This window comes from Streptomyces sp. NPDC023723, from assembly GCF_040639815.1.
GTDB lineage: Bacteria > Actinomycetota > Actinomycetes > Streptomycetales > Streptomycetaceae > Streptomyces.
This window is the reverse complement of record NZ_JBFAAP010000001.1, coordinates 169,591-192,516: the sequence shown is the minus strand read 5'-3', so window position 1 is coordinate 192,516 and position 22,926 is coordinate 169,591. Positions and strand designations below refer to the sequence as shown.

Sequence of the window (22,926 nt, the reverse complement as noted above, 5' to 3'; positions counted from 1 at the left end):
GCGCTAGCCGAGCAGCGGCAGCGCGGTGATCTCGTGGCCGTCCCACAGGCGGTGGGTCTTCTCCTCCGGGTAGGGCACGACGGCGGGCTCGGCGTCGAGCACCTGGACCAGGCGGCGCTCGGTGTCGTACGCCGGCCAGCCCGGGTCGCCGGTCCGGGCGAACGCGGTCCAGGACGCGCGGAACCGGGCGGACAGGGCCAGTGCCGTCGCGTCGGGTTCGGTCCCGGCGAACAGCAGGGCGCCCAGGTCCGCCCGGAAGGTGCCGAAGAGCAGCGGCAGGTCGAGGGCGTGGCAGGCGCCGAGGGCACCGCCGCCGCCGGGGGCCGGCCAGGTCAGCTCGTAGGCGTGCGCCCGGCCGCCGCCCGCGAGCTGCGCCTCGGCCAGCCGCATCGTCGGCACCGCGAACAGCCAGTCCGTCTGCACCTTCTCGTACAGTTCCCCGGCGCTCGCGGCCGGGAAGGCGGCCCGGTAGGCGGCCGCTCCGTCCGGGCCGGGGGCGTACATCCGCAGCGCGGCCGCCGCCCGCTCCTCGCCGATCTGCCCGAGCTGTCCGGCCAGGGCGACGAACAGCCGGAACTCGTCGCGGTTGTGCCCGACGACCAGGTCCACGTCCCGGGCCGCCCCGGCGGCCAGCGCCGGCCACGGCAGCACGGGCAGCACCTCGCCGTCCACCACCGGCGAGTACGGCGTCACCGTCGGCGCGGCCTGCCCCCAACGGCCGGTGTACCCGGCCATCTTGGCGGCCAGTGTCTGCCCGGCGCCGACCAGCCGGTCCGGGTCGACGGCGGCGAGGTCGGCGGCGGTCGGGCGGCGGCCCGCCTCGGCGGCGAGGGCGGCACCGATGTCCCGGGCCAGTTCGTCGGAGAAGAACGTGCCCGGCACGCTCTGCGCGATCGCCCGCCGGAACAGTCCGGCCGCCGCCGGCATGACCAGCAGCGCGGCGATGGACCCGGCGCCGGCCGACTCCCCGAACACGGTGACCTGCCCGGGGTCGCCGCCGAAGCCGGCGATGTTCGCCCGGACCCACTCCAGCGCGGCCACCTGGTCGAGCAGTCCCCGGTTGGCGGGCGCTCCCCCGATGCGGGCGAAGCCCTCCATGCCGACGCGGTAGTTGAAGGTGACGACGACCAGGTCGCCGTCGGCGGCTATCCGCCGGGCGTCGTAGCCGGGGCTGCCGCCGTGGCCGAGCTTGTAGGCGCCGCCGTAGATCCACACCAGCACCGGGCGGCGGGCGGCCGGGTCGGCGTCGGGCGTCCAGACATTGGCGGTCAGCCAGTCACCGTCGCCCGAGCCGGGGCCCCGCCGGCCCGGCACCAGCAGGTCCTGCGGGGGCGGCGGGCCGAAGGCGTAGGCGTCCCGCGTGCCGTCCCACTTCGCCGGCGGGCGCGGGGCGGCGAACCGGGCCGCGCCGACCGGCGGGGCGGCGAACGGGACGCCGCGGAAGACGGTGAGGCCGTCCTCGCGGCGTCCGCGCACCGCACCGGCGGCGGTGCGCACCACGGCCTCGGCGGCCTGGATGTCCGTCATCGACCACTCCTCACTGGATACCAGCTGGTGATTTCACGGACCCTACGCGGCCGTCCGCACCCGGCTCAGCTGAGGGTCTTCAGCGACGCGGCGTCGTACGGGGCCAGTTCGGCGAAGCGGCCGGCGAGGACCTTCTCGGCCCAGTGCGGGTCCTGGAGCAGGGCGCGGCCGACGGCGACGAGGTCGAACTCGTCGCGCTCCAGGCGCTCCAGCAGGTCGTCCAGGCCGCGCAGTTCGGCGCCCTTGCCGAGGAACGCCTGGCCGAACTCGCCGTCCAGGCCGACCGAGCCGACCGTGATGACGGGCCTGCCGGTCAGCTTCTTGGTCCAGCCGGCCAGGTTGAGGTCGCTGCCGTCGAACTCGGGCCGCCAGTAGCGGCGGGTGGAGGCGTGGAAGGCGTCGACGCCGGCCGCGGCGAGCGGGGTGAGAATCGCCTCCAGCTCCTGCGGGGTCTCGGCGAGCCGGGCGCCGTAGGCGTCCTGCTTCCACTGCGAGTACCGGAAGATGACCGGGAAGTCCGCCGACACTCGCGCCCGCACGGCCGCGACGATCTCCGCCGCGAACCTGGTCCGGGCCACCGGGTCGCCGCCGTAGGCGTCGGTGCGGCGGTTGGTGCCGGACCACAGGAACTGGTCGACGAGGTAGCCGTGGGCACCGTGGATCTCGACGCCGTCGAAGCCGATGCGTTCGGCGTCGGCGGCGGCCTGGGCGAACGCGGCGACCACGTCGTCGACGTCCTGCTGGGTCATCGCCGTGGCGGTCGGCTCGTCCTCGCCGATGCGCAGGCCGGAGGGGCCGTGGGACGGGGCGTCGGGATGGGGAGCCTGTCCCTCCTTGCGGACCGTGCCGATGTGCCAGAGCTGCGGCACGATGGTGCCGCCGGCGGCGTGCACCGCCTCGGCGACCTTCGCCCAGCCCGCGAGCTGCTCCGCGCCGTGGAACCGGGGCACCCGGTCGCTCAGCCCGGCGGAGGGATGACCGACGTACGTCCCCTCCGTGACGATCAGTCCGACCCCGGCGGCGGCGCGGCGCGCGTAGTACGACCGCACGTCCGGTCCGGGGACGCCGCCCGGCGAGAACATCCGGGTCATCGGGGCCATCGCGATGCGGTTGGGCACGGTCAGGCCGTTGATGACGGCCGGGCGGGCGAGGATCTCGGCGGCTCGGGCGGCGACGTCGGGGGAGGTGGTCACGTGGGGGCTCCTCTGGTCTGCGGAGATCTGGTCTGCGTAGATCTGACCTGCGTAGATCTGGTCGGCGTCATCCGATCCGCGTCGTCTGGTCCGCGTCGTCCGATCTGCGTCAACCGGTCAGTATGTGCACGCGCATACGTCCTGCGCTCCGCACAACCGACGCCCCGCCCGCGTCATTCCGTCCGTCCCGGCCGCATGACCGGGCTCACACCCCACCGCGGCGGCGGAACGCCGAAGGGCGGCACCCCCTGTCGGAACAGGGGATGCCGCCCTCGGTCACGCTACGGACGGATCCGACCCTCGGGAGGATCAGAAGTCCATGTCACCGCCCGGCATGCCGCCGCCGGCCGGGGCAGCGCCCGCCTTCTCCGGCTTGTCGGCGATGACGGCCTCGGTGGTGAGGAACAGCGCGGCGATGGAGGCCGCGTTCTGCAGCGCGGAGCGGGTCACCTTCGCCGGGTCGATGATGCCCTCGGCGATCATGTCCACGTACTCACCGGTCGCGGCGTTGAGGCCGTGGCCGACGGTGAGGTTGCGGACCTTCTCCACCACGACGCCGCCCTCGAGACCACCGTTGACGGCGATCTGCTTCAGCGGGGCCTCCAGCGCGAGCTTCACGGCGTTGGCGCCGGTCGCCTCGTCGCCGTCCAGCTCCAGCTTCTCGAAGACCTGGGAGGCCTGGAGCAGGGCCACGCCACCACCGGCGACGATGCCCTCCTCGACGGCCGCCTTGGCGTTGCGCACGGCGTCCTCGATGCGGTGCTTGCGCTCCTTGAGCTCCACCTCGGTGGCGGCACCGGCCTTGATGACCGCGACGCCGCCCGCGAGCTTGGCCAGGCGCTCCTGGAGCTTCTCGCGGTCGTAGTCCGAGTCGCTGTTCTCGATCTCGGCGCGGATCTGGTTGACCCGGCCGGCGACCTGGTCGGCGGAGCCGGAGCCGTCGACGATGGTGGTCTCGTCCTTGGTGATGACGACCTTGCGGGCGCGGCCCAGGAGGTCCAGGGTCGCGTTCTCCAGCTTGAGGCCGACCTCCTCGGAGATGACCTCGCCGCCCGTGAGGATGGCGATGTCGCCGAGCATGGCCTTGCGGCGGTCACCGAAGCCCGGGGCCTTGACGGCGACGGACTTGAAGGTGCCGCGGATCTTGTTGACGACCAGGGTCGACAGGGCCTCGCCCTCGACGTCCTCGGCGATGATCAGCAGCGGCTTGCCGCCCTGCATGACCTTCTCCAGGAGCGGGAGCAGGTCCTTGACGTTGGCGATCTTGGAGTTGGCGATCAGGATGTACGGGTCGTCGAGGACGGCCTCCATCCGCTCCATGTCGGTGGCGAAGTACGCCGAGATGTAGCCCTTGTCGAAGCGCATACCCTCGGTGAGCTCCAGCTCCAGACCGAAGGTCTGGGACTCCTCGACGGTGATGACGCCTTCCTTGCCGACCTTGTCCATCGCCTCGGCGATGAGCTCGCCGATCTGGGTGTCGGCGGCGGAGATGGAGGCCGTGGAGGCGATCTGCTCCTTGGTCTCGACGTCCTTCGCCTGCTCGAGCAGGGCGGCGGAGACGGCCTCGACGGCCTTCTCGATACCGCGCTTGAGGGCCATCGGGTTGGCGCCCGCGGCTACGTTGCGCAGGCCCTCCTTGACCAGGGCCTGGGCGAGCACGGTGGCGGTGGTCGTACCGTCGCCGGCGACGTCGTCCGTCTTCTTGGCGACTTCCTTGACCAGCTCGGCGCCGATCTTCTCGTACGGGTCCTCGAGCTCGATCTCCTTGGCGATGGAGACGCCGTCGTTGGTGATCGTGGGCGCGCCCCACTTCTTCTCGAGGACGACGTTGCGGCCCTTGGGGCCGAGCGTCACCTTGACGGCGTCCGCGAGCTGGTTCATGCCGCGCTCGAGGCCGCGCCGCGCCTCCTCGTCGAACGCGATGATCTTGGCCATGTGAAGTGGTCCCTCCAGGACTGGGGGTGATTCCTTCGGACCGCGCCCGCGCCCGCGACGGACGGCTCGCCGGCCTCGTGGGTTCCTTCCCCACCCGGCCTGCGGGCCTCACCGACCCGGTCCTTCGTTGTCACTCTCACCTTCAGAGTGCTAACGCAATGATTAGCACTCGACCCCTGCGAGTGCAAGCGCCTCCCCCGGATCGGGGGCGGCGCTCAGCCCCCGGCGAACATGCCGGAGGGCCCGTACCTCGACGAGGTACGGGCCCTCCGGAGAAGAACCGTTCGCTGCGGTGGTCGCGCGTATCAGGCAGAGACGCGGACCATGTCGGCCTGCGGGCCCTTCTGACCCTGCGAGATCTCGAACTCGACCCGCTGGCCTTCTTCAAGGGTGCGGTAACCGTCCATCTGGATCGCGCTGTAGTGGACGAAAACATCCGCACCACCGTCGACCGCGATGAAGCCGTACCCCTTCTCCGCGTTGAACCACTTGACGGTGCCCTGAGCCATGCCTAACTCCCCTATTACTGGCCCTTGCACAGATCCGCACTTCGCGAATCCGGGTCAGACCTCGCCCCCAAGGTTGCGGAGGCGTGCGCCGGAACGCGTCGACCGCGGCCGAATGTATCTGTCCAACTGCCCTCTGCAACAGGTCAATTGGACGAGAAATCCGGACGGGAGCGGTCCGGAATATGGTGAGAATTCGTCCGATTCCAGGGCAAGTCGGGCCACATGAAAGCCACAAAAGCCGCAAAGAATGCCCACAGTTTGGCTACATCTAGTCGGGCGGGCGGCAGAAATTCGGAGCTCGCGCTTCGGTGATCAGCAGCGCGTTCCCCAACTGTACCGCGCTCAACCACATGGAATTGCCCCCTCCGCTTCTATTGCGGAGGGGGCAATTCAGGGGAACGGTGCGTGACCGGCCGGGTCAGCCGCCGGCGACGGCGGGAATGATCGAGACGCCGGCCCCGTCGGGGGTCGCGGTCTCCAGGCCCTGCTCGAAGCGGACGTCGTCGTCGTTGACGTACACGTTGACGAACCGGCGCAGCTTGCCCTGGTCGTCCAGGACCCGGGCGGCGATGCCGGTGTGGTTCTTCTCCAGGTCGGCGATGACCTCGCCGAGGGTGGCCCCCTCGGCGCTCACTTCGGCCTGCCCGCCGGTGTAGGTACGCAGGATGGTGGGGATGCGGACAGAAACGCTCACTTCAGACCTCCGGTCAGGGGATGTACGCAGGGGCGCGGGGAACGCGGGGAACTGCGCGTCACGCCAGCCCCGCCGCACGGAACGATTCGAGGTTCGGCCGGATCGTCGCCGTGAGCCCGGTCCCGGCGACGGCGTCCAGCGTCTTGAGACCGTCCCCGGTGTTCAGCACGACAGTCGTCAGGCTCGGGTCCAGCAGACCCGCCTCGACGAGCTTCTGCGTCACGCCCACGGTGACCCCGCCCGCCGTCTCCGCGAAGATCCCCTCCGTGCGCGCCAGGAGCTTGATCGCCGCGACCACCTGCTCGTCGGTCACGTCCTCCACCGCGCCGCCGGTGCGGCGCGCGATGTCGAGGACGTACGGGCCGTCCGCCGGGTTGCCGATGGCCAGCGACTTGGCGATGGTGTCCGGCTTCTGCGGGCGGACCACGTCGTGGCCCGCCTTGAACGCCGTGGACACCGGCGAGCAGCCCTCGGCCTGCGCGCCGAAGATCTTGTAGGGCTTGTCCTCGACGAGCCCCAGCTCGATCAGTTCCTTCAGCCCCTTGTCGATCTTCGTGAGCTGGGAGCCGGAGGCGATCGGCACGACGAGCTGGTCGGGCAGCCGCCAGCCGAGCTGCTCGCAGATCTCGTACGCCAGGGTCTTGGAGCCCTCGGCGTAGTACGGCCGCAGGTTGACGTTGACGAAGCCCCAGCCCTCGCCGGCCGAGTCGCCGATCAGTTCCGAGCAGAAGCGGTTGACGTCGTCGTAGTTGCCCTCGATGCCGACCAGCTCGCCGCCGTAGATCGCGGCCATGACGACCTTGCCCTGCTCCAGGTCGTGCGGGATGAACACGCACGAGCGCAGGCCGGCCCGGGCGGCGGCGGCGCCGACCGCGCCGGCCAGGTTGCCGGTGGAGGAGCAGGACAGGGTGGTGAAGCCGAAGGCGCGGGCCGCTTCCAGGGCCTGGGCGACGACGCGGTCCTTGAAGGAGTGCGTCGGGTTGCCCGAGTCGTCCTTGACGTACAGGCCGCCGGTGACGCCGAGCTCGGCGGCGAGGCGGTCGGCCTTGACCAGCTTGGTCCAGCCCGGGTTGATGTTGGGCTTGTCGGCCACGTCGGCCGGTACGGGGAGCAGCGGCGCGTAGCGCCAGATGTTCGCGGGGCCCGCCTCGATGCGCGCACGGAGCTTCTCGGTGTCGTACCCGGAGAAGTCGTAAGCGATCTCCAGCGGGCCGAAACACTCCTCGCAGGCGAAGACCGGACCGAGGGGTACCCGGTGTCCGCATTCACGGCAGGAGAGCGCCGCGGCGGGGCCGAGATCGACAGCGGCAGCGGAGGTGGTGTTTTCGGCGGTCTGCACAGCCATGGAGGCGAGGCCCTTCCTCATCTTCCTCACGACGCATCTCGCCGTGAGACGGATTTGGCACCTTCCCGAGCCGGGAGCCTCGCATCTTCACGAGTGCCGGCTGGAGGGTTGCCGGGGCTTCATCGGGCCGTGTCCCTCTGCCCCTCTGGATGAGCTGTATGTGGTTGTCAGCGGCGGCCACCCCCGACATGCGATGGTCATCCGCGTTGTTCAAGACTGTAACCGAAGGCCAGGACAGTTGAGATAGTCGTCCGATGCGCGAGATGGATCACACCCGCGACACGTGGTCCGTACAGGGAGGAGCCGGGACCGTGCTGGAAGAAGTCGAGCGGTGGCTGAACGCGCGCTCCTGGTCCGTGTCCGACCGTCCGCTGCACCAGATCCTGGCCGCCAAGCAGCGCACGGGGCAGTCGGTCAGTGTGGTGCTGCCGGCGCTGAACGAGGAGGAGACGGTCGGTGACATCGTCGCGGCGATCCGGCACGACCTGATGTGCCAGGTGCCGCTGGTCGACGAGATCGTGGTGGTCGACTCCGGGTCGACGGACGCCACCTCGAAGGTGGCCACGGCGGCCGGCGCGCGGGTCGTGCACCGCGACGGCATACTCCCGCGGGTGCCGCCCGTGCCCGGCAAGGGCGAGGTGCTGTGGCGGTCACTGCTGGTGACCGGCGGCGACATCGTGGCGTTCGTCGACGCGGACCTGAAGGAGTTCTCGTCCGACTTCGTCACCGGCATCGTCGGCCCGCTGCTCACCGACCCGGACGTGCACCTGGTCAAGGCCATGTACGACCGTCCGCTGGGCGCCGCCGCGGGCCAGGGCGGCCGGGTGACGGAACTCATGGCCCGCCCGCTGCTGAACATGCACTGGCCGCGGCTGGCCGGGTTCGTGCAGCCGCTGGGCGGCGAGTACGCGGCCCGCCGGTCGCTGCTCGAGCAGCTGCCGTTCCCGGTCGGGTACGGCGTGGAGCTGGGCATGCTGGTGGACGCGCTGCACCTGGTGGGCCTGGACGCGCTGGCCCAGGTGGACGTCGGGGTGCGCAGGCACCGGCACCAGGACGGGCAGGCGCTGGGCCGGATGGCCGCCGCCATCTACCGCACCGCGCAGCTCAGGCTGGCCCGGGGCCATCTGATCCGGCCGTCGCTGACCCAGTTCGAGCGCGGCGCGGACGGATTCGAGCCACGCACCTTCTCGGTGGACACCGAGGAACGGCCGCCGATGCTGGAGATCGCCGAGTACGCCCGGCGCAAGGTCGCGTGAACGTACGTTTGAGCTGTTCGCGGCCGGGCTAGGTTGAGGCGTATGGCTTCCACCTCTTCGTCATCCTTCGGTGCTGCTCAGGTGCTGGTGGCCTCCAACCGGGGCCCCGTCTCGTACGAGATCCAGGAGGACGGTTCGCTGCGGTCGAAACGCGGCGGCGGCGGACTGGTCTCCGGGCTGTCGGCGATCGGGCCGGACGCGGGGGCGCTGTGGGTGTGCTCGGCGCTGTCCGACGGCGACCGCGAGGCGGTGCGGCGCGGGGCCGGCGAGGACGGCGTGCGGATGCTGGACGTCCCGGCCGAGGTGCACGCGGACGCGTACAACGGGATCGCCAACTCGGTGCTGTGGTTCGTGCACCACATGCTGTACCAGACGCCGCTGGAGCCGGTCTTCGACGCGGAGTTCCGGCGGCAGTGGGCGTCCTACGAGGCGTTCAACCGGGCGTTCGCGCAGGCGCTGGCCGAGGAGGCCGCCGAGGGCGCGGCCGTGCTGGTGCAGGACTACCACCTGACGCTGGTGCCGGGGATGCTGCGCGAGCTGCGCCCGGACGTCAGGATCAGCCACTTCTCGCACACGCCGTGGGCGCCGGTGGAGTACTTCCGGATGCTGCCCGACGACATCGCCGCCCAGGTGCTGCGCGGGATGCTGGGCGCGGACCGGCTGGGCTTCCTCACCCGGCGCTGGGCGGACGCGTTCACCGGGTGCTGCGAGGCGCTGGTGGGCGGGCTCGGGGAGACGGTGATCGGTGTGCACGGGCTGGGCGCGGACGCGGACTTCCTGCGGAAGCGGTCGCACCAGGCCGATGTGGACGAGCGGATGGCGGCGCTGCGGGAGCAGATCGGGACCGGGCCGGACGGCGGTCCGCGCCGGACGGTCGTGCGGGTGGACCGGACCGAGCTGTCGAAGAACATCGTGCGCGGGCTGCTGGCCTACCGGCGGCTGCTGGCGGACCGGCCCGAGTGGCGCGAGCGGGTGGTGCACGTCGCGTTCGCCTACCCGTCCCGGCAGGACCTCGCCGTCTACCAGGAGTACACGGCCGAGGTGCGGCGGGTCGCGGAAGCGATCAACGAGGAGTTCGGTACGGCGGGCTGGACGCCGGTCGTGCTGCACGTCAAGGACGACTTCGCGCGGTCGCTGGCGGCGTACCGGCTGGCGGACGTGGCGCTGGTCAACCCCATCCGGGACGGGATGAACCTGGTCGCCAAGGAGGTGCCGGTGGTCTCCGACGAGGGGTGCGCGCTGGTGCTGTCCCGGGAGGCGGGGGCGTACGAGGAGCTGGGCGAGGACGCGGTGGTCGTCAACCCGTACGACGTGACGGGGACGGCCGAGGCGCTGCACACGGCGCTCGGCCTGCCGGCGGGCGAGCGGGCCGAGCGGTCGAAGCGGCTGGCGGCGGCGGCGACCGCGCTGCCGCCGGCCCGGTGGTTCCTGGACCAGCTGGAGGCGTTGCGGGGCTGAGGGGCGGCTACTTGGTCTGGACGGCCGGGCAGTAGCCGGTGTCGTTGCCGATCGAGTTGATCTCGGCGTTGGAGCGGGAGTCGCCGGCGTAGTCGATCAGGTCCGTGCACTTGGTGTCGCCCTTCGCGGAGGTGCCGGTCAGCGGGGCCGGGCAGGTGCCGGTGTCGGAGCCGATCGAGTTGATCTCGGCGTTCGAGCGCGGGTCGCCGGCGTAGTCGAGCTGGTTGGTGCACCGGCTGGTGTCCACGGCGGCTGCGGACTCGGACGTGCTGCCGGTGCCGGTTCCCGCGCTGTCCGTGCCCGCCGTGGTGTCCGTGCCGGTGTCCGTGCCGGTTTCCGTCGTGGTCTCGGCCGTGGTCGCGGTCTCCGCCGGGGTGGACGGCTGGGTGGCGCTCGTGGTGGCGGGGGCGGCGGCGTCGGTGCCGCCGCCGTTGTCGCAGGCCGTGAGCGTCAGGCCGGCCACGAGGGCGACGAGGGCGAGGATCGGGGTCTTGCGAGCGGACATGGGGTTTCCTCCTCGGTTGCGGGCCCGGCACTGCGCGGGCCTGTCGTAAGCGAGGAGGGCGGGGCGCGGCGGCCCGTTGCCCCGGGCGGGACGTCCGGACCGTCCTGTGACAGTCGGGGAAACCCGCTGTGACGTTGTCTCAGTCGTCCTGGGCCAGCCGCCGGGCGAGCGCGCCCAGCAGGGCGACCACCCCGGCCGGGCCGGCCACCTCCACGTCGGCGCGCTTCCTGAGCTCCGTCACCTCGTCGCTGCCGCTGCACACCAGCAGGCCGGGGACGCCCTCGGTGCGCAGCCGGTCGACGGCGGAGTAGGCGGGCAGGTCGCCGAGGTCGTCGCCGGCGTAGAGGACCGAACCGGCGCCGGTGGCGCGGACGTGATCCAGCAGGGCGGCGCCCTTGTCCATGCCGGGCGGGCGCAGTTCCAGCACCATGCGGCCGGGCTCGACGATCAGTCCGTGCCGGGCGGCGAGGTCGGTGAGCGGGCCGCGCAGCCGCTCGAAGGCGGCCCCCGGGTCGGCGGCCCGGCGGGTGTGGACCGCGACGGAGCGGCCCTTGTCCTCGGTCCAGGTGCCCTCCGTGCCGCTGTGCGCCAGCAGTGCGGGCAGTTCGGCGCGGACCGCGGCGACCCCGGGGTGCGGGGGCGGGGCGGTGACGGCGCCGGTGCCGGCGTCCCAGCGTTCGGCGCCGTAGTGGCCGAGGACGACGAGGTGTTCCAGGCCGGGTACGTCCGCGAAGCCGCCGTGCCGGACGGCGACCTCGGCCGGGCGGCCGGTGATCACCGCGACGGAGCCGACCCGGGGGGCGAGCGCGGCCAGCGCGGGCACCGCGGCGGGGTGGGCGCGGGCCCGGTCGGGGTCGGGCACGATCTCGGCGAGTGTGCCGTCGAAGTCGAGCGCGATCACCGTCCGGCGGGGGTCGGCGAGGATTCCGTCCAGCCCGGCCCGCCCGGCCTCGGTGGCGGGCGCCGGCAGGGGGGCCGGCGGGTCGGGGGTGACGTCCGGATGACTCGTGTGGCTGCCCATACGGCGAACCTATCCCGCGGGGGCGGGTACCACGCCTCGCCGGTCCGGCCTGCCTGGCCCGGCAGCTCGGCGGCTCAGCGGCCCGGCGACTCGGCGACCCGGCGGCTCAGCGCCCCGGCGGCTCGGCGGCCCGGCGGCCCGGCGGCCCGGCGGCTCGGCGGCTCAGCGCCCCGGCGACTCGGCGGCTCGGCAGCTCGGCGGCTCGGCGGCTCAGCGCCCCGGCGACTCGGCGGCCCGGCGACCCGGCCCACTGACCTCGTCGGGCCGGCCGACCACCCGCAACAGCCACCTCCCCGGCCGGCATCCGCCCCGCAGAGACATACAGCGCACCCAGCAGCTCCGGCCGGCACCTCCCGGCTACCCCGCCCGCCGACGCAGCGACCCGGCCGACAGACCCCCTCGGGCCGGCCCACCGCCCGCAACAGCTACCTCCCGGCCGGCATCCGCCCCGCAGAGACATACAGCGCACCCAGCGGCACCGGCCGGCGGGCCCACGCCCCGGTCCAGCCGGCCGCACGGCCCCTTCACCGTTCCGCCCGCCGGGCATCCCGTACCCGCCGCAGCCGGTTCACCGTCACCCGTCGGCGGACTAGAGCCCGCGCCCCCGGTCCAGCCGGCCGCACGGCCCCCTCACCGTTCCGCCCGCCGGGCATCCCGTACCCGGCGCAGCCGGTTCACCGTCACCGGGTCCTCGCGCAGGGCGCGGGGGTCGTCCAGGAGGGCGTTGAGGAGTTGGTAGTAGCGGACCGGGACCAGGCCCAGTTCCTCGCGGATCGCGCGCTCCTTCGCGCCGGGGCCGGAAAACCCGCGGCGCTCCAGCGCGAGGATGCCCCGCTCCCGCTCCCCCAGCGACCGCCGCCCGCCTTCGCCTTCGTCCATGACCGCACCGTAACGCCGGCCACTGACACCGGGACGGCGCTAGTCGGCCTGCGTCGCCGTCGTCTGGAGCAGTTCGAGGACCGACTTCGGGTCCTGGCCGGCGGCGACCGCCTTGCCGATGTTCTTCTTGATCGCCGCGCTGACCGTGGCCCAGGAGGTCTCGCCCACCGGATACAGCTCGGAGGAGACCAGTTCGTCGAGGAACGGCTTGAGGTCCTGGTCCTCGTCCGCCGCCGCCATCGTCTCGGAGGCCGAGCCGGTGACCGGCAGCAGGTCGTAGCGGCAGGAGAAGTCGAGGACGTTGGCGTCGCTGTAGACGAAGTCGAGGAAGTCGCCGACCTGCTCCTGGTGGCCGTTCTGCTTGAAGGCCGTCATCCAGTCGGTGACACCCAGCGTGCTCTGGCTCGGTCCGTCCACGCCGGGCGTCGTCACCATGCCGAACCGCACGCCCTTCTTCTCGGCCATCGCCATCAGCGACGGGTGGCCGTTGAGCATGCCGACCTCCCCGTTGGCGAACGCGGCGAAGGCGTCCGCGCGGTTCAGCTTGCCGGGCGCGACCGGGCCGGTCAGGTCCTTGTCGACCAGTTCGTCCTTGAGCCAGGTGAAGGTGTCGATGTTCTGCGCGGAGTCGATGCCGTAGGTGCCGACCGTGTCGGTGTAGCCGCCCCCGCCGCTGAGCATCCACTGCATCGTCTCCGCCTGCGCCTCCTCGGACCCGAGCGGCAGCGCGTAGGGGTACGTCACCCCCTCGGCCTTCAGCGCCTCGGCGGCGGCGGCCAGGTCGGCCCAGCTCCTGGGCGCGCTCAGGCCCGCCTCGGCGAAGAGGGTCTTGTTGTAGAACAGCACCCGCGTGGACGCCGCGAACGGCATCCCGTACTGCACCCCGTTGACCTGCCCCGCGGTGGCGAGCTGGGAGACGAAGTTGGCCTGCGTGGGGATCGAGAGCAGGTCGTCGGCCCGGTAGAGCAGGTCCTCGTCGGCGTAGTCGGCGTAGGCGCCGATCTGTGCCAGGTCGGGCGCCTTGCCGGCGTCGACCAGTTCCCGGACCTTCCGGTCGACGTCGTTCCAGGAGTAGACGGTGACGTCGACGTGCACGTCGGGGTGGCTGGACTCGTACGACGCGGCCAGTTCGTCCCAGTACCGCTGGGAGCCGTTGGACTTGCCGGAGCCGTAGTCGGCGGCGACCAGCCGCAGCGTCACCTCGTCCGGCCCGCCCGCGCCGCAGCCGCCGAGGAGTGCCGTCAGACCCAGCGCGGACACCACCGCGATCGTCCCTTTTCCACGCCGCCGCACTGTTCGCTCCCCGCTTCGCCGACCGGTTACCGCCGATCGTTGTCCGTTTACCGGATCAAGGTCTACACCACGCGAGTGGACTAGACCTCTCGTGGGTCATCGGGTCACACTGTCCCCGTGAGACATGTCATCGCCCTGGACGTGGGCGGCACCGGAATGAAGGCCGCGCTGGCCGGGCCTGGCGGCGAACTGCTGCACCAGGCCCGCCGGCCCACCGGCCGCGACCGCGGGCCCGAGGCGGTCGTCGAGTCCATCCTGGAGTTCGCCGCCGACCTGGGCGCCCTCGGGACGCGGCGGTTCGGCACACCGCCCGCGGCGGCCGGTGTCGCCGTCCCCGGCATCGTGGACGACGCCCGCGGCCTCGCCGTCTACGCCGCCAACCTCGGCTGGCGGGACGTCCCGCTGCGCACCCTGCTCAGCGACCGGCTCGGCGGCGTCCCGGTCGCCCTCGGCCACGACGTGCGCACCGGCGGCCTCGCCGAGGGCCGCATCGGCGCGGGCCGGGGCGCCGACCGGTTCCTCTTCGTCCCGCTCGGCACCGGCATCGCGGGCGCCATCGGCATCGACGGCCGGGTGGAGGGCGGCGCGCACGGCTTCGCGGGCGAGATCGGCCATGTCGTCGTACGTCCCGACGGCGTCCCCTGCCCGTGCGGGCAGCGCGGCTGTCTGGAGCGGTACGCGTCCGCGAGCGCGGTCGGCCAGGCGTGGGCGGCGGCCTCGAGCGACCCGGCGGCGGACGCCGCGGACTGCGCCAAGGCCGTCGACGCCGGGGACGTACGGGCGCTGCGGGTCTGGCAGGAGGCGGTGGACGCCCTGGCCGACGGCCTGGTCACCGCCCTCACCCTGCTGGACCCCCGGGCCCTGATCATCGGTGGCGGTCTGGCGGAAGCGGGGGAAACCTTGTTCACACCGCTGCGGGCGGCCGTGACCCGCCGGCTCACCTTCCAGACCCAGCCGTCCATCGTCCCGGCGGCCCTGGGCGACACGGCGGGATGTCTCGGCGCCGGTCTCCTGGCCTGGGATCTACTCGACGCAACGGACCGTACGGAGGAAACAACGTGACGGACATGCCCTCAGGGGCGCGGGGAACTGCGCGAGCAACCACCACGAACCCGCTCCCCGCAACGGACAAGTCCCCCCTGATCCTTTCCGGCGCCAACGTTGTCCTTCCGACGGGAACCGTCCAGGGCGGTCAAGTGACCGTCGACGGCACCCGCATCGCCGCCACCGCCCCGGAGCACGCCCGCGTCATCGACCTGACGGCGCACTGGATCGTCCCCGGCTTCGTGGACCTGCACAACCACGGCGGCGGCGGCGCCTCCTTCGCCGGCGGCACCGCCGAGGACGTGCTGAAGGGCGTCGCCACGCACCGCCGGCACGGCACGACCACCGTCGTCGCCTCCGCCGTCACCGGTGACCTGGACTTCCTCGCCCTGCACGCCGGGATGCTCGCCGAGCTGGCCCAGCAGGGCGACATCGCCGGCATCCACTTCGAGGGCCCGTTCATCTCCCCGTGCCGCAAGGGCGCGCACGACGAGCAGTTGCTGCGCGCCCCCGACCCGGCCGAGGTCCGCAAGCTGATCGACGCCGCGCACGGCCACGCCAGGATGATGACGCTGGCCACCGAGCTGCCCGGCGGTCTGGACTCCGTACGGCTGCTCGTCGAGCACGGCGTGCTCGCGGCCGTCGGGCACACGGACGCCACGTACGAGCAGACGCTCCAGGCGATCGACGCGGGCGCCACCGTCGCCACCCACCTGTTCAACGCGATGCCGCCGATCGGCCACCGCGCGCCGGGCCCGATCACCGCCCTGCTGGAGGACGAGCGGGTCACCGTCGAGCTGATCAACGACGGCGTGCACCTGCACCCGGCCGCGCTCCGGCTCGCCTTCCACCACGCGGGGGCGGCCCGCGTCGCCTTCATCACCGACGCGATGGACGCGGCCGGTTTCGGCGACGGGCGCTATCTGCTCGGCCCGCTGGAGGTGGAGGTGCGCGAGGGGGTGGCCCGGCTGGTGCAGGGCGACTCGATCGCCGGGTCCACGCTCACCCTGGACCGGGCCTTCAAGCGGGCGGTGACGGTGGACGGGCTGCCGGTCGGTGACGTGGTCGCGGCGATCTCCGCCAACCCGGCGCGGCTGCTCGGCCTGGCCGACCGGGTGGGTTCGCTGGAGCCGGGCAAGGACGCCGACCTGGTGGTGCTGGACGCGGCGTTCGACGTGGTGGGCGTGATGCGCCGGGGCCGGTGGGTGGTCGATCCCCGACCGAGCTGATCCGTGCGGGGGGCTGGGCCGGCCGCCGTCCGTTTGGCATGATCGAAGCAAGCGCCGAAACAACAGCATTCGCACGCACTCGGGAAATCGGGGGGCCGGCTCGGTGATCCTCACGGTCACGCTGAACACCGCTCTCGACATCACCTACCGCGTCCGGGGCCTGACCCCGCACGCCTCCCACCGGGTCACCGAGGTGACCGAACGCCCCGGCGGCAAGGGCGTCAACGTGGCCCGGGTGCTGGCGTCCCTCGGGCACGAGGTGACGGTCACGGGCTTCACCGGCGGCGCCACCGGCCGCGCCGTGCGGGACGGCCTCGCCGGCCGGGACCGGGTGGTCGACGCGCTGCTGCCGGTCGCGGGCGCCACCCGGCGCACCATCGCCGTCGTCGACGAGCGCACCGGCGACACCACCCAGCTGAACGAACCCGGCCCGCTGATCACTCCCGCCGAGTGGAACACGTTCCAGGAGGCGTACGGGGATCTGCTCGCCGGGGTCTCGGCGGTGGCGCTGTGCGGCAGCCTGCCGCCGGGCGTCCCGGTGGGCGCGTACGCCGCCCTGGTGCGCACCGCGCGGGCGGCCGGCGTGCCGGTGCTGCTGGACACCAGCGGGGAGCCGCTGCGCCGGGCGGTCGCCGCCCGCCCCGACCTGATCAAGCCGAACGCCGACGAGCTGGCCGAGCTGACCGGTTCGTACGAGCCGCTGCGGGCCACCCAGGACGCCCGGCGGCGCGGTGCCCGCGCGGTGGTCGCCTCGCTGGGCGCCGACGGGCTGCTGGCGGTGACCGGGGAGGGCCGCTGGCGGGCCGCGCCGCCCGCCCGGGTGCGCGGCAACCCGACCGGCGCCGGCGACTCGGCGGTGGCGGGGCTGCTGTCGGGGCTGGCCGAGCGGCTGCCCTGGCCGGACCGGCTGGCCCGCGCGGTCGCCCTGTCGGCGGCGACGGTGCTGGCGCCGGTGGCGGGCGAGTACGACCGCGCCGCCTACGAGGAACTGCTCGGCCGGGTGACCGTGCTCCCGGAGGCCGGCGCGGCCTGACCGGGCACGGTCGCCGGGCTCAACCCGGGATCAGCTCGGTATCAGCTCCGGACTCAGCCCGGCCTCAGCTCTTGACCTGGCCTTCCTTAAGCCAGAGCTGGTCCAGCAGGATGTCGCACTTGTCGCCGTCCTGGCAGGAGACGGAGATGGTGTTGGTGCCCTTGTTGAGCGACGGGTAGGCGTAGGTCTGGGTCCAGCCCTTGGTGTAGTCGCCGTCCTTGGCCCCGGCGAAGTTGCCCAGGTTGAGCTTGCTGCCGAACGCCTTGCCGTTGATCGTCAGCGTCATCGACTGGTCCGCGTCGGCGGTGCTGTAGCGGGCGAAGAGGGTGTAGACGCCGTCCTTCGGGATGCCGTCGACGGTCCAGGTGGCCGAGGCACCGGTCTGGTTGAGGCCGGTCACGTAGGTGCCGCCCTCGGACTCGGCGCCCTCTACGTCGGAGGCGGTGGCGGCGCCGCTGAGCTGGAGGCCCGCGGCGTCGGTGGTGGGCAGTTCCGCGTCGTCCTGCGCGCTGCTGCTGGCGGACGGGGACGACTCGCCGGTCTGGGACTGGGTCGGGGTGGCGCCGCCGGCCTGGTCCTCGCTCTTGTCGTCGTCCGAACCGCTGCTGGTCATGGCCACGCCGATGCCGATGACGACGGCGGCGACCACCGCGATGGCGCCGATCAGCAGGCCCTTGGTGTTGGGGCCGCGCCGCCCGCCGCCGCGTCCGCCGCCGTGTCCGGGCTGCTGGTGCGGGGCGGTGGGGGCGCCGCCGCCGGGAAGTGTCTCCGGGGCCGCGTAGTGCGGGTTCTGGGCGCCGTAGGGCTGGTTCTGCGCGCCGTGCGGCGGGGTCTGGGCGCCGTACGGCGCGTTCGGCCGGCCGTAGGCGCCCTGCTGCTGCGGGGCGGCCTGGGGGGCGGCGGACTGGCCGCCGTACTGGCGGGTACCGACCGGGCGCACGCGGTTGACCGAGCCCGGGTAGCCGTAGCCGCCGGACGGCGGCTGGGCCCCGTTGGCCTGCCCGTCGGCGTACAGATAGCCGAAGGGGTCGTCGTCCTCGGGCGTGCTCGCGCCGTTGTTGCCGGGCGTCATCCCTAGGTCTCCTAACCAGGTGCGGTGCGGGTGCGGTGCGTGTGGTGAGAGGCCGAGCCTACCCGGTGTCGGTGACCCGAACGGGTGACCCGGACCGCATCAACTCGCTGACCTGGGGGTCATCCCGCCCGCCGATGTTGTTTGGGACGAGATCGTTTCTCGATGTACATCCGCTCGTCGGCGGACTTCAGCACCTCGTCGGCGGTCATGCCGCAGTGCGCCCAGCCGATGCCGAAGCTGGCGCCCACCCGGACCGCCCGGCCCTCGGCCCGAATCGGCTGGATGATCTCGTTGCGCAGCCGTACGGCGAGGTCGGCGGCGTCGGCCCGGCCGAGCCCGTCGGCGAGGATGACGAACTCGTCGCCGCCGAGCCGGGCCACCGTGTCGCCGTCCCGGACGCCCCCGGAGAGCCTGCGGGCCACCTCGATGAGCACGGCGTCGCCCGCGTTGTGCCCGAACCGGTCGTTGATCGACTTGAAGCCGTCGAGGTCGCAGAAGAGCACCGCGAGCCCCTTGGTGCCGTCGTCCCGGTCACCCTCAGGAGTGATGGCGTGCACGTGGTGGTCGTGCCCGTCGTACGGGCCGGGGCCGGGGTGCGGCGGCGGGAAGTCGAAGTCGAAGCGGTGCCCGCCGGAGTCGAGGACGAGGTCCTTGTGCGGGACGTCCCCGTAGGCGGCGTCCATGGCGTCGACCGCCGGGTGCGCGGACTGGGGGCGGGTGCACAGCCGGGCGGCGAGGCGGGAGCGCAGTTCGGCCGAGTTCGGCAGGCCGGTGAGGGAGTCGTGGGAGGCGCGGTGGGCCAGCGCCAGTTCGCGGCGCTTGCGCTCCTCGATGTCCTCGACGTGGGTGAGCAGGAAGCGGGGTCCGTCGGCGGCGTCGGCGACGACGCTGTTGCGCAGCGAGACCCAGACGTAGGAACCGTCCCGGCGGCGCAGCCGCAGCTCGGCCCGGCCGCCCTCGGCGGAGGTGCGCAGCAGGGTGCCGATGTCCTCGGGGTGGACCAGGTCGGAGAAGGAGTAGCGGCGCATCGCGGAGGCGGGGCGGCCCAGCAGGCGGCACAGCGCGTCGTTGGTGCGCAGGATGCGGCCGTGCTGGTCGCCGCCCATCTCGGCGATGGCCATGCCGGAGGGGGCGTACTCGAACGCCTGCCGGAAGCTCTCCTCGCTGGCGCGCAGGGCCTGCTGCTCGCGCTCCAGCCGGACCAGGGCGCGCTGCATGTTGGAGCGCAGCCGGGCGTTGCTGATCGCGATGGCCGCCTGGAACGCGTACATCTGCAAAGCCTCGCGGCCCCAGGCGCCGGGCCGGCGGCCGTTGCGCGGGCGGTCCACCGAGAGCACCCCGATCAGCTCGCCGCTGGTGCCGCCACCCTGCGGGCCGGGGGCGTACATGGGGGCGAAGAGGCGGTCCGAGGGGTGCCACTCGTCCTCGAAGCGGGGCGCGGGCCCGTCGGTGTACCACTGCGGTACGTCGTCGTCGTCGAGGATCCAGCCCTCGGTGTGCGGTATGAAGATCAGGTCGCCCCAGCGCTCGCCCATGTTCAGCCGGCGCTCCCAGGAGGCGCGGGGGCCGACGCGGCCGGTGATGAGGGCCTCGGCGGCCGAGTTCCCGGCGAAGGCGGCGACGACGAGGTCGCCGTCGGGGCGGGCGAGGTTGACGCACGCCATCTCGTAGCCGAGGGCTTGCACCACGCCGTCCGCGACGGTCTGCAGGGTGTCCGCCAGGCTGCGGGCCGTGTTCATGTCGGCCATGGCCTGGTGCAGTTGCCGAAGGGACGCAAGGCGGACGTACGGCTCCGACTCGGTCTCCATGCTCGCCCTCCCCCCGAGACCTCGCGCGAATCAAGGGTTCTCTTCGGCGCCTTTGCCGGATCGTGCACGATGATGCTCTTGCAGCTTCCCCGCCACTGAATCACAGCGCGCTGCCCACTCGGTACACAGGGTCAACAATTCCTACCCCTTGTGACTCAAGTCACAGCGAAAGATGAACAATTGGACGGCGTTTCCGCGCTTTCCCAGCGCGTTTCCTGAACGCAAATTTTGTCCTTGCTGGTCCTGTGCTGGTCCTGTGCTGGTCCTAGGTCCCCGGTCCGTCTCCGGTCCGGGACCGGGGGCCGATGCGGGTGCCGGGGCGCGGCCGTTAGCGTGACCGGGTGTCCGCCTCCAGCCCCGCCACCGTGTCCTTTCCTTCCGCAGCGGCCGTGCATGCTGAGGGAGTGAGCAACGACGAGTTCCGTGCCGCCATGTCCCGGCTGGCCTCGGGCGTGGTCCTGGTGACCGCGCGGGAGGCGTCCCTGGACCCGGACGACCCCACCGCCCCGCTCGGGGAGGACGTGGGCATGACGGCGACGGCCTTCCTGTCGGTCTCCCTCGACCCGCCCCTGGTCCTGGTGAGCCTGCGCGAGGGCTCCCGGATGGACGACCTGCTGGACGACCAGCCCCTGTGGGCGGTCTCGGTCCTGTCGGAGAGCCAGCGGCACATCGCCGGCCGGTTCGCGATGAAGGGCCGGCTCAGCGACCGGCTGCTCTTCGAGGACATCCCGTACGCACGCGGCGAGAAGTCGGACGCCCCGCTGGTCGGCGGGGCGCTGGCCACCCTGGAGTGCCGCACCGAGCAGCGGGTCCCGGCCGGCGACCACACCCTGGTGATCGGCCGGGTGCTGACCGCGCGGGTGCCGAGCGCGGAGGGCGGCCCGCTGACCTACTTCCGGGGGCGGTACCGGCAGTTGGGCTGAGCGGAAATCCGTGGCGGCGCGGGGAGTTCTCCGCCTACCGTCCGCACATGACGACGCCCGGACCGCAGCTCGAAGAGATCAGCCCGCGCAACCTGGCCGCCGCGCTCGGTGTGCGGGTCCGCCCGGACCAGGAGTTCGCGGTCTCCCCCGTGGTGAAGTCCCTGGCCGAGGCATACGTCCATCCCGATGTCGCGTGGCCGCGCCTGATCGTCGACGCCGGCCGCCCGGTCGGTTTCCTGATGGCCTTCTTCGACATCGACTGGTTCGAGGACGGCAGCGTCCGCCGCTCCGGGCTGTGGCGGCTGAACATCGCGGCGGACGAGCAGGGCCGGGGCTACGGCCGGTTCGCGGTGGAGTCGGTGGCGGCGGAACTGCGCCGCCGCCAGACGAAGGAGTTCTACGTCTCCTGGCACCTCGGCCCGGCGGGTCCCGAGCCGTTCTACCTGAAGCTCGGCTTCCGGCCAAACGGGGAGACGGTGGAGGGGGAACGGGTGGCTGTGCTGGACCTGTCCGCGAACGCGAACACGGACGGGGAGTGAGGTCCCGGTCCTCAGTCCTCAGTCCTCATTCCTCAGTCCCAGCCCTTGCCGGTACGTCCGCGCTTGGTCTGGGCGCGCTGTTTCTTCTCCCGCAGCCGGCGCTCGTTGATGCCGCGCGGGATACGGGTCGGGCGGCGCGGCTTGGGCGGTGGTGCGGTGGCCTCGGCCAGCAGCGCCGCGAGGCGGACGGCGGCGGCCTCGCGATTGCGCCACTGGGAGCGGTGCTCGGAGGCGCGTACGGTGACGACGCCGTCGGTCAGCCGGCCGGCCAGCCGCTCCAGCGCCCGCCGCTTCCACACCTCGGGGAGCGCTTCGGTGCGGGCGAGGTCGAAGCGGAGTTCCACCTGGGTGTCGGTGGTGTTGACGTGCTGTCCGCCGGGCCCGGACGACCGCGAGAAACGCCAGATCAGCTCGGCCTCCGGGAGGGAGACGGAGCCTCGGATGACATGCGGGGCGGACGAGGGGGACATGGGGTCCATGTTCCCGTCCCGGTCCGGTCCACGTCACCCGAATATCCGAGGTAAAGAAAGTAAAGGGAGCTGGAACCTTGCGTACCCCCCTCTTCGTTCTTGGGGGTAGCTGTAGCTTTCTTGCCGTACGTACACGAGGGAAGGGACTCCCAACAATGGCTGTAAGCCTGTCCAAGGGTGGCAACGTCTCGCTCACCAAGGAGGCTCCGGGCCTGACCGCCGTCACCGTGGGCCTCGGCTGGGACGTCCGTACCACCACCGGCACCGACTTCGACCTGGACGCGTCCGCGATCGCGGTCAACACCCAGGGCAAGGTCTTCTCGGACGCCCACTTCGTCTTCTTCAACAACAAGGAGACGCCGGACCAGACCATCGTCCACACCGGCGACAACCGCACGGGTGAGGGCGCGGGCGACGACGAGGCGATCAACGTCAACCTGGCCGGCCTCCCGGCCGACATCGAGAAGATCGTCTTCCCGGTCTCGATCTACGACGCGGAGAACCGCTCGCAGAACTTCGGCCAGGTCCGCAACGCCTACATCCGCATCGTCAACCAGGCCGGCGGCGCGGAGATCGCCCGCTACGACCTGTCGGAGGACGCGGCCACCGAGACCGCCATGGTCTTCGGCGAGCTGTACCGCAACGGCGCGGAGTGGAAGTTCCGCGCAGTGGGCCAGGGCTACGCGTCGGGCCTGGTGGGCATCGCCCAGGACTTCGGCGTGAACGTCTGACGTCGCCTGTCTCTCTCCGGCCCCGTCTGAGCTTCGGTTCGGCGGGGCCGAGGGCTTGTCGGGCAGCCGGGAGGTTCTGCAGCCGGGAGGTTTCCGTGAGCGGGAACGACCCGCACATCCACGTCCGGTCGGAGGCCGTGCACGGAAACGCCGCCGTCCGGAACACGCTGGCGGCCACGTTCGGTCTGGCCGGTGACCTGCCGCGTCTCGTCACCACGGGCTGCGGGTCGCGAGTGCCGTACGCGATGACCTCTCCGCGTCCGGACCGGGTCACCTGCCTGCCCTGCCGTGAGCACGCCGGCCGCGCGCACCTCCGGTTCGCGCGGGAGGTGGAGCGCCTGAGCCGCATGCCGGGATCGGTCATCACCCCCGCCCAGGGAAAACTGGTCGCGGACCGGCATCACGGCCTGGCACGCGAGTTCTCCGACCCGGGCCCGGGTGACTGAGCCGCCGGTCCGCGCG

22 protein-coding genes and 1 riboswitch are annotated in these 22,926 nt (G+C 72.4%); of the genes, 9 read left to right on the top strand and 13 right to left on the bottom strand.

Going from position 1 to position 22,926, the window contains the following annotated elements; genetic code table 11:
* Positions 1-3 precede the first annotated feature (3 nt).
* The 6 genes from AB0G32_RS00960 to thrC all read right to left on the bottom strand — a co-directional run bounded on the left by AB0G32_RS00960 (position 4) and on the right by thrC (position 7,203).
* Positions 4-1,527 (bottom strand): carboxylesterase family protein, encoded by a 1,524-nt coding sequence (locus AB0G32_RS00960; RefSeq protein ID WP_361156292.1) that lies wholly within the window; start codon positions 1,525-1,527, stop codon positions 4-6.
* 65 nt (positions 1,528-1,592) lie between these two features.
* Positions 1,593-2,720 (bottom strand): NADH:flavin oxidoreductase, encoded by a 1,128-nt coding sequence (locus AB0G32_RS00955; RefSeq protein ID WP_361156290.1) that lies wholly within the window; start codon positions 2,718-2,720, stop codon positions 1,593-1,595.
* Between the two features lie 309 nt (positions 2,721-3,029).
* Entirely contained in the window at positions 3,030-4,655 is a 1,626-nt protein-coding gene (gene groL, locus AB0G32_RS00950; protein ID WP_361156287.1) for a chaperonin GroEL, read from the bottom strand.
* Between the two features lie 305 nt (positions 4,656-4,960).
* Positions 4,961-5,164: a cold-shock protein gene (locus AB0G32_RS00945; protein WP_010035953.1), complete on the bottom strand. Its 204-nt coding sequence runs from the start codon at positions 5,162-5,164 to the stop codon at positions 4,961-4,963.
* A gap of 418 nt (positions 5,165-5,582) precedes the next feature.
* Complete coding sequence (locus tag AB0G32_RS00940; RefSeq protein WP_361156285.1) at positions 5,583-5,858, bottom strand: ubiquitin-like small modifier protein 1; 276 nt, start codon at positions 5,856-5,858, stop codon at positions 5,583-5,585.
* Positions 5,859-5,916: 58 nt separating this feature from the next.
* Positions 5,917-7,203 carry a threonine synthase gene (gene thrC, locus AB0G32_RS00935; RefSeq protein ID WP_361156283.1) on the bottom strand — a complete coding sequence of 429 codons (1,287 nt, stop codon included), beginning with the start codon at positions 7,201-7,203 and terminating at the stop codon, positions 5,917-5,919.
* 14 nt (positions 7,204-7,217) lie between these two features.
* Positions 7,218-7,359: riboswitch (SAM riboswitch) on the bottom strand.
* Positions 7,360-7,514: 155 nt separating this feature from the next.
* Between thrC and AB0G32_RS00930 the strand changes: the two genes are divergently transcribed.
* Both AB0G32_RS00930 and AB0G32_RS00925 read left to right on the top strand, forming a co-directional pair.
* A complete protein-coding gene (locus tag AB0G32_RS00930) occupies positions 7,515-8,459 on the top strand; it encodes a glucosyl-3-phosphoglycerate synthase (protein WP_361156280.1) in 945 nt (314 codons plus the stop codon).
* 42 nt (positions 8,460-8,501) lie between these two features.
* A complete protein-coding gene (locus AB0G32_RS00925) occupies positions 8,502-9,917 on the top strand; it encodes a trehalose-6-phosphate synthase (protein ID WP_361156277.1) in 1,416 nt (471 codons plus the stop codon).
* A gap of 7 nt (positions 9,918-9,924) precedes the next feature.
* On the opposite strand, the gene AB0G32_RS00920 is transcribed toward AB0G32_RS00925, so the two are convergent.
* The 4 genes from AB0G32_RS00920 to AB0G32_RS00905 form a co-directional block, all read right to left on the bottom strand.
* Complete coding sequence (locus AB0G32_RS00920) at positions 9,925-10,422, bottom strand: hypothetical protein (protein WP_361156275.1); 498 nt, start codon at positions 10,420-10,422, stop codon at positions 9,925-9,927.
* A gap of 139 nt (positions 10,423-10,561) precedes the next feature.
* Positions 10,562-11,443: a trehalose-phosphatase gene (otsB, locus tag AB0G32_RS00915; RefSeq protein WP_361156272.1), complete on the bottom strand. Its 882-nt coding sequence runs from the start codon at positions 11,441-11,443 to the stop codon at positions 10,562-10,564.
* A 630-nt stretch (positions 11,444-12,073) separates the two neighbouring features.
* On the bottom strand, positions 12,074-12,322 hold the full coding sequence (locus AB0G32_RS00910) for a DUF3263 domain-containing protein (RefSeq protein WP_361156269.1): 249 nt from the start codon (positions 12,320-12,322) through the stop codon (positions 12,074-12,076).
* Between the two features lie 39 nt (positions 12,323-12,361).
* On the bottom strand, positions 12,362-13,585 hold the full coding sequence (locus tag AB0G32_RS00905) for an extracellular solute-binding protein (RefSeq protein ID WP_361156267.1): 1,224 nt from the start codon (positions 13,583-13,585) through the stop codon (positions 12,362-12,364).
* Between the two features lie 147 nt (positions 13,586-13,732).
* Here AB0G32_RS00905 and AB0G32_RS00900 point away from each other — a divergent pair, with 147 nt between their 5' ends.
* From AB0G32_RS00900 to AB0G32_RS00890, 3 genes are all read left to right on the top strand, one after another.
* Positions 13,733-14,677 carry an ROK family protein gene (locus tag AB0G32_RS00900; RefSeq protein WP_361156265.1) on the top strand — a complete coding sequence of 315 codons (945 nt, stop codon included), beginning with the start codon at positions 13,733-13,735 and terminating at the stop codon, positions 14,675-14,677.
* Between the two features lie 5 nt (positions 14,678-14,682).
* On the top strand, positions 14,683-15,888 hold the full coding sequence (nagA, locus tag AB0G32_RS00895; RefSeq protein ID WP_361157124.1) for an N-acetylglucosamine-6-phosphate deacetylase: 1,206 nt from the start codon (positions 14,683-14,685) through the stop codon (positions 15,886-15,888).
* A gap of 103 nt (positions 15,889-15,991) precedes the next feature.
* Positions 15,992-16,921 (top strand): 1-phosphofructokinase family hexose kinase, encoded by a 930-nt coding sequence (locus tag AB0G32_RS00890; protein WP_361156262.1) that lies wholly within the window; start codon positions 15,992-15,994, stop codon positions 16,919-16,921.
* A 64-nt stretch (positions 16,922-16,985) separates the two neighbouring features.
* Here AB0G32_RS00890 and AB0G32_RS00885 read toward each other — a convergent pair whose 3' ends face one another.
* Both AB0G32_RS00885 and cdgB read right to left on the bottom strand, forming a co-directional pair.
* On the bottom strand, positions 16,986-17,993 hold the full coding sequence (locus AB0G32_RS00885; protein ID WP_361156261.1) for a carbohydrate-binding protein: 1,008 nt from the start codon (positions 17,991-17,993) through the stop codon (positions 16,986-16,988).
* Positions 17,994-18,112: 119 nt separating this feature from the next.
* The gene (gene cdgB / locus AB0G32_RS00880) at positions 18,113-19,801 is read right to left on the bottom strand and encodes a diguanylate cyclase CdgB (protein WP_361156259.1); all 1,689 of its coding nucleotides are present in this window, start codon (positions 19,799-19,801) and stop codon (positions 18,113-18,115) included.
* A 431-nt stretch (positions 19,802-20,232) separates the two neighbouring features.
* On the opposite strand from cdgB, the gene AB0G32_RS00875 reads away from it, so the two are divergent.
* Complete coding sequence (locus tag AB0G32_RS00875) at positions 20,233-20,724, top strand: flavin reductase family protein (RefSeq protein ID WP_361157121.1); 492 nt, start codon at positions 20,233-20,235, stop codon at positions 20,722-20,724.
* A 47-nt stretch (positions 20,725-20,771) separates the two neighbouring features.
* On the top strand, positions 20,772-21,263 hold the full coding sequence (locus AB0G32_RS00870) for a GNAT family N-acetyltransferase (RefSeq protein WP_361156257.1): 492 nt from the start codon (positions 20,772-20,774) through the stop codon (positions 21,261-21,263).
* Between the two features lie 32 nt (positions 21,264-21,295).
* Here AB0G32_RS00870 and arfB read toward each other — a convergent pair whose 3' ends face one another.
* Positions 21,296-21,733, bottom strand: coding sequence for an alternative ribosome rescue aminoacyl-tRNA hydrolase ArfB (gene arfB / locus AB0G32_RS00865; RefSeq protein WP_361156254.1), 438 nt, complete (start codon positions 21,731-21,733; stop codon positions 21,296-21,298).
* A gap of 155 nt (positions 21,734-21,888) precedes the next feature.
* Here arfB and AB0G32_RS00860 point away from each other — a divergent pair, with 155 nt between their 5' ends.
* Together AB0G32_RS00860 and AB0G32_RS00855 are read left to right on the top strand one after the other, a co-directional pair.
* Positions 21,889-22,464, top strand: a complete 576-nt coding sequence (locus AB0G32_RS00860; protein ID WP_361156251.1) for a TerD family protein — start codon at positions 21,889-21,891, stop codon at positions 22,462-22,464.
* A gap of 95 nt (positions 22,465-22,559) precedes the next feature.
* Positions 22,560-22,910 carry a hypothetical protein gene (locus AB0G32_RS00855; protein WP_361156249.1) on the top strand — a complete coding sequence of 117 codons (351 nt, stop codon included), beginning with the start codon at positions 22,560-22,562 and terminating at the stop codon, positions 22,908-22,910.
* Positions 22,911-22,926 lie beyond the last annotated feature (16 nt).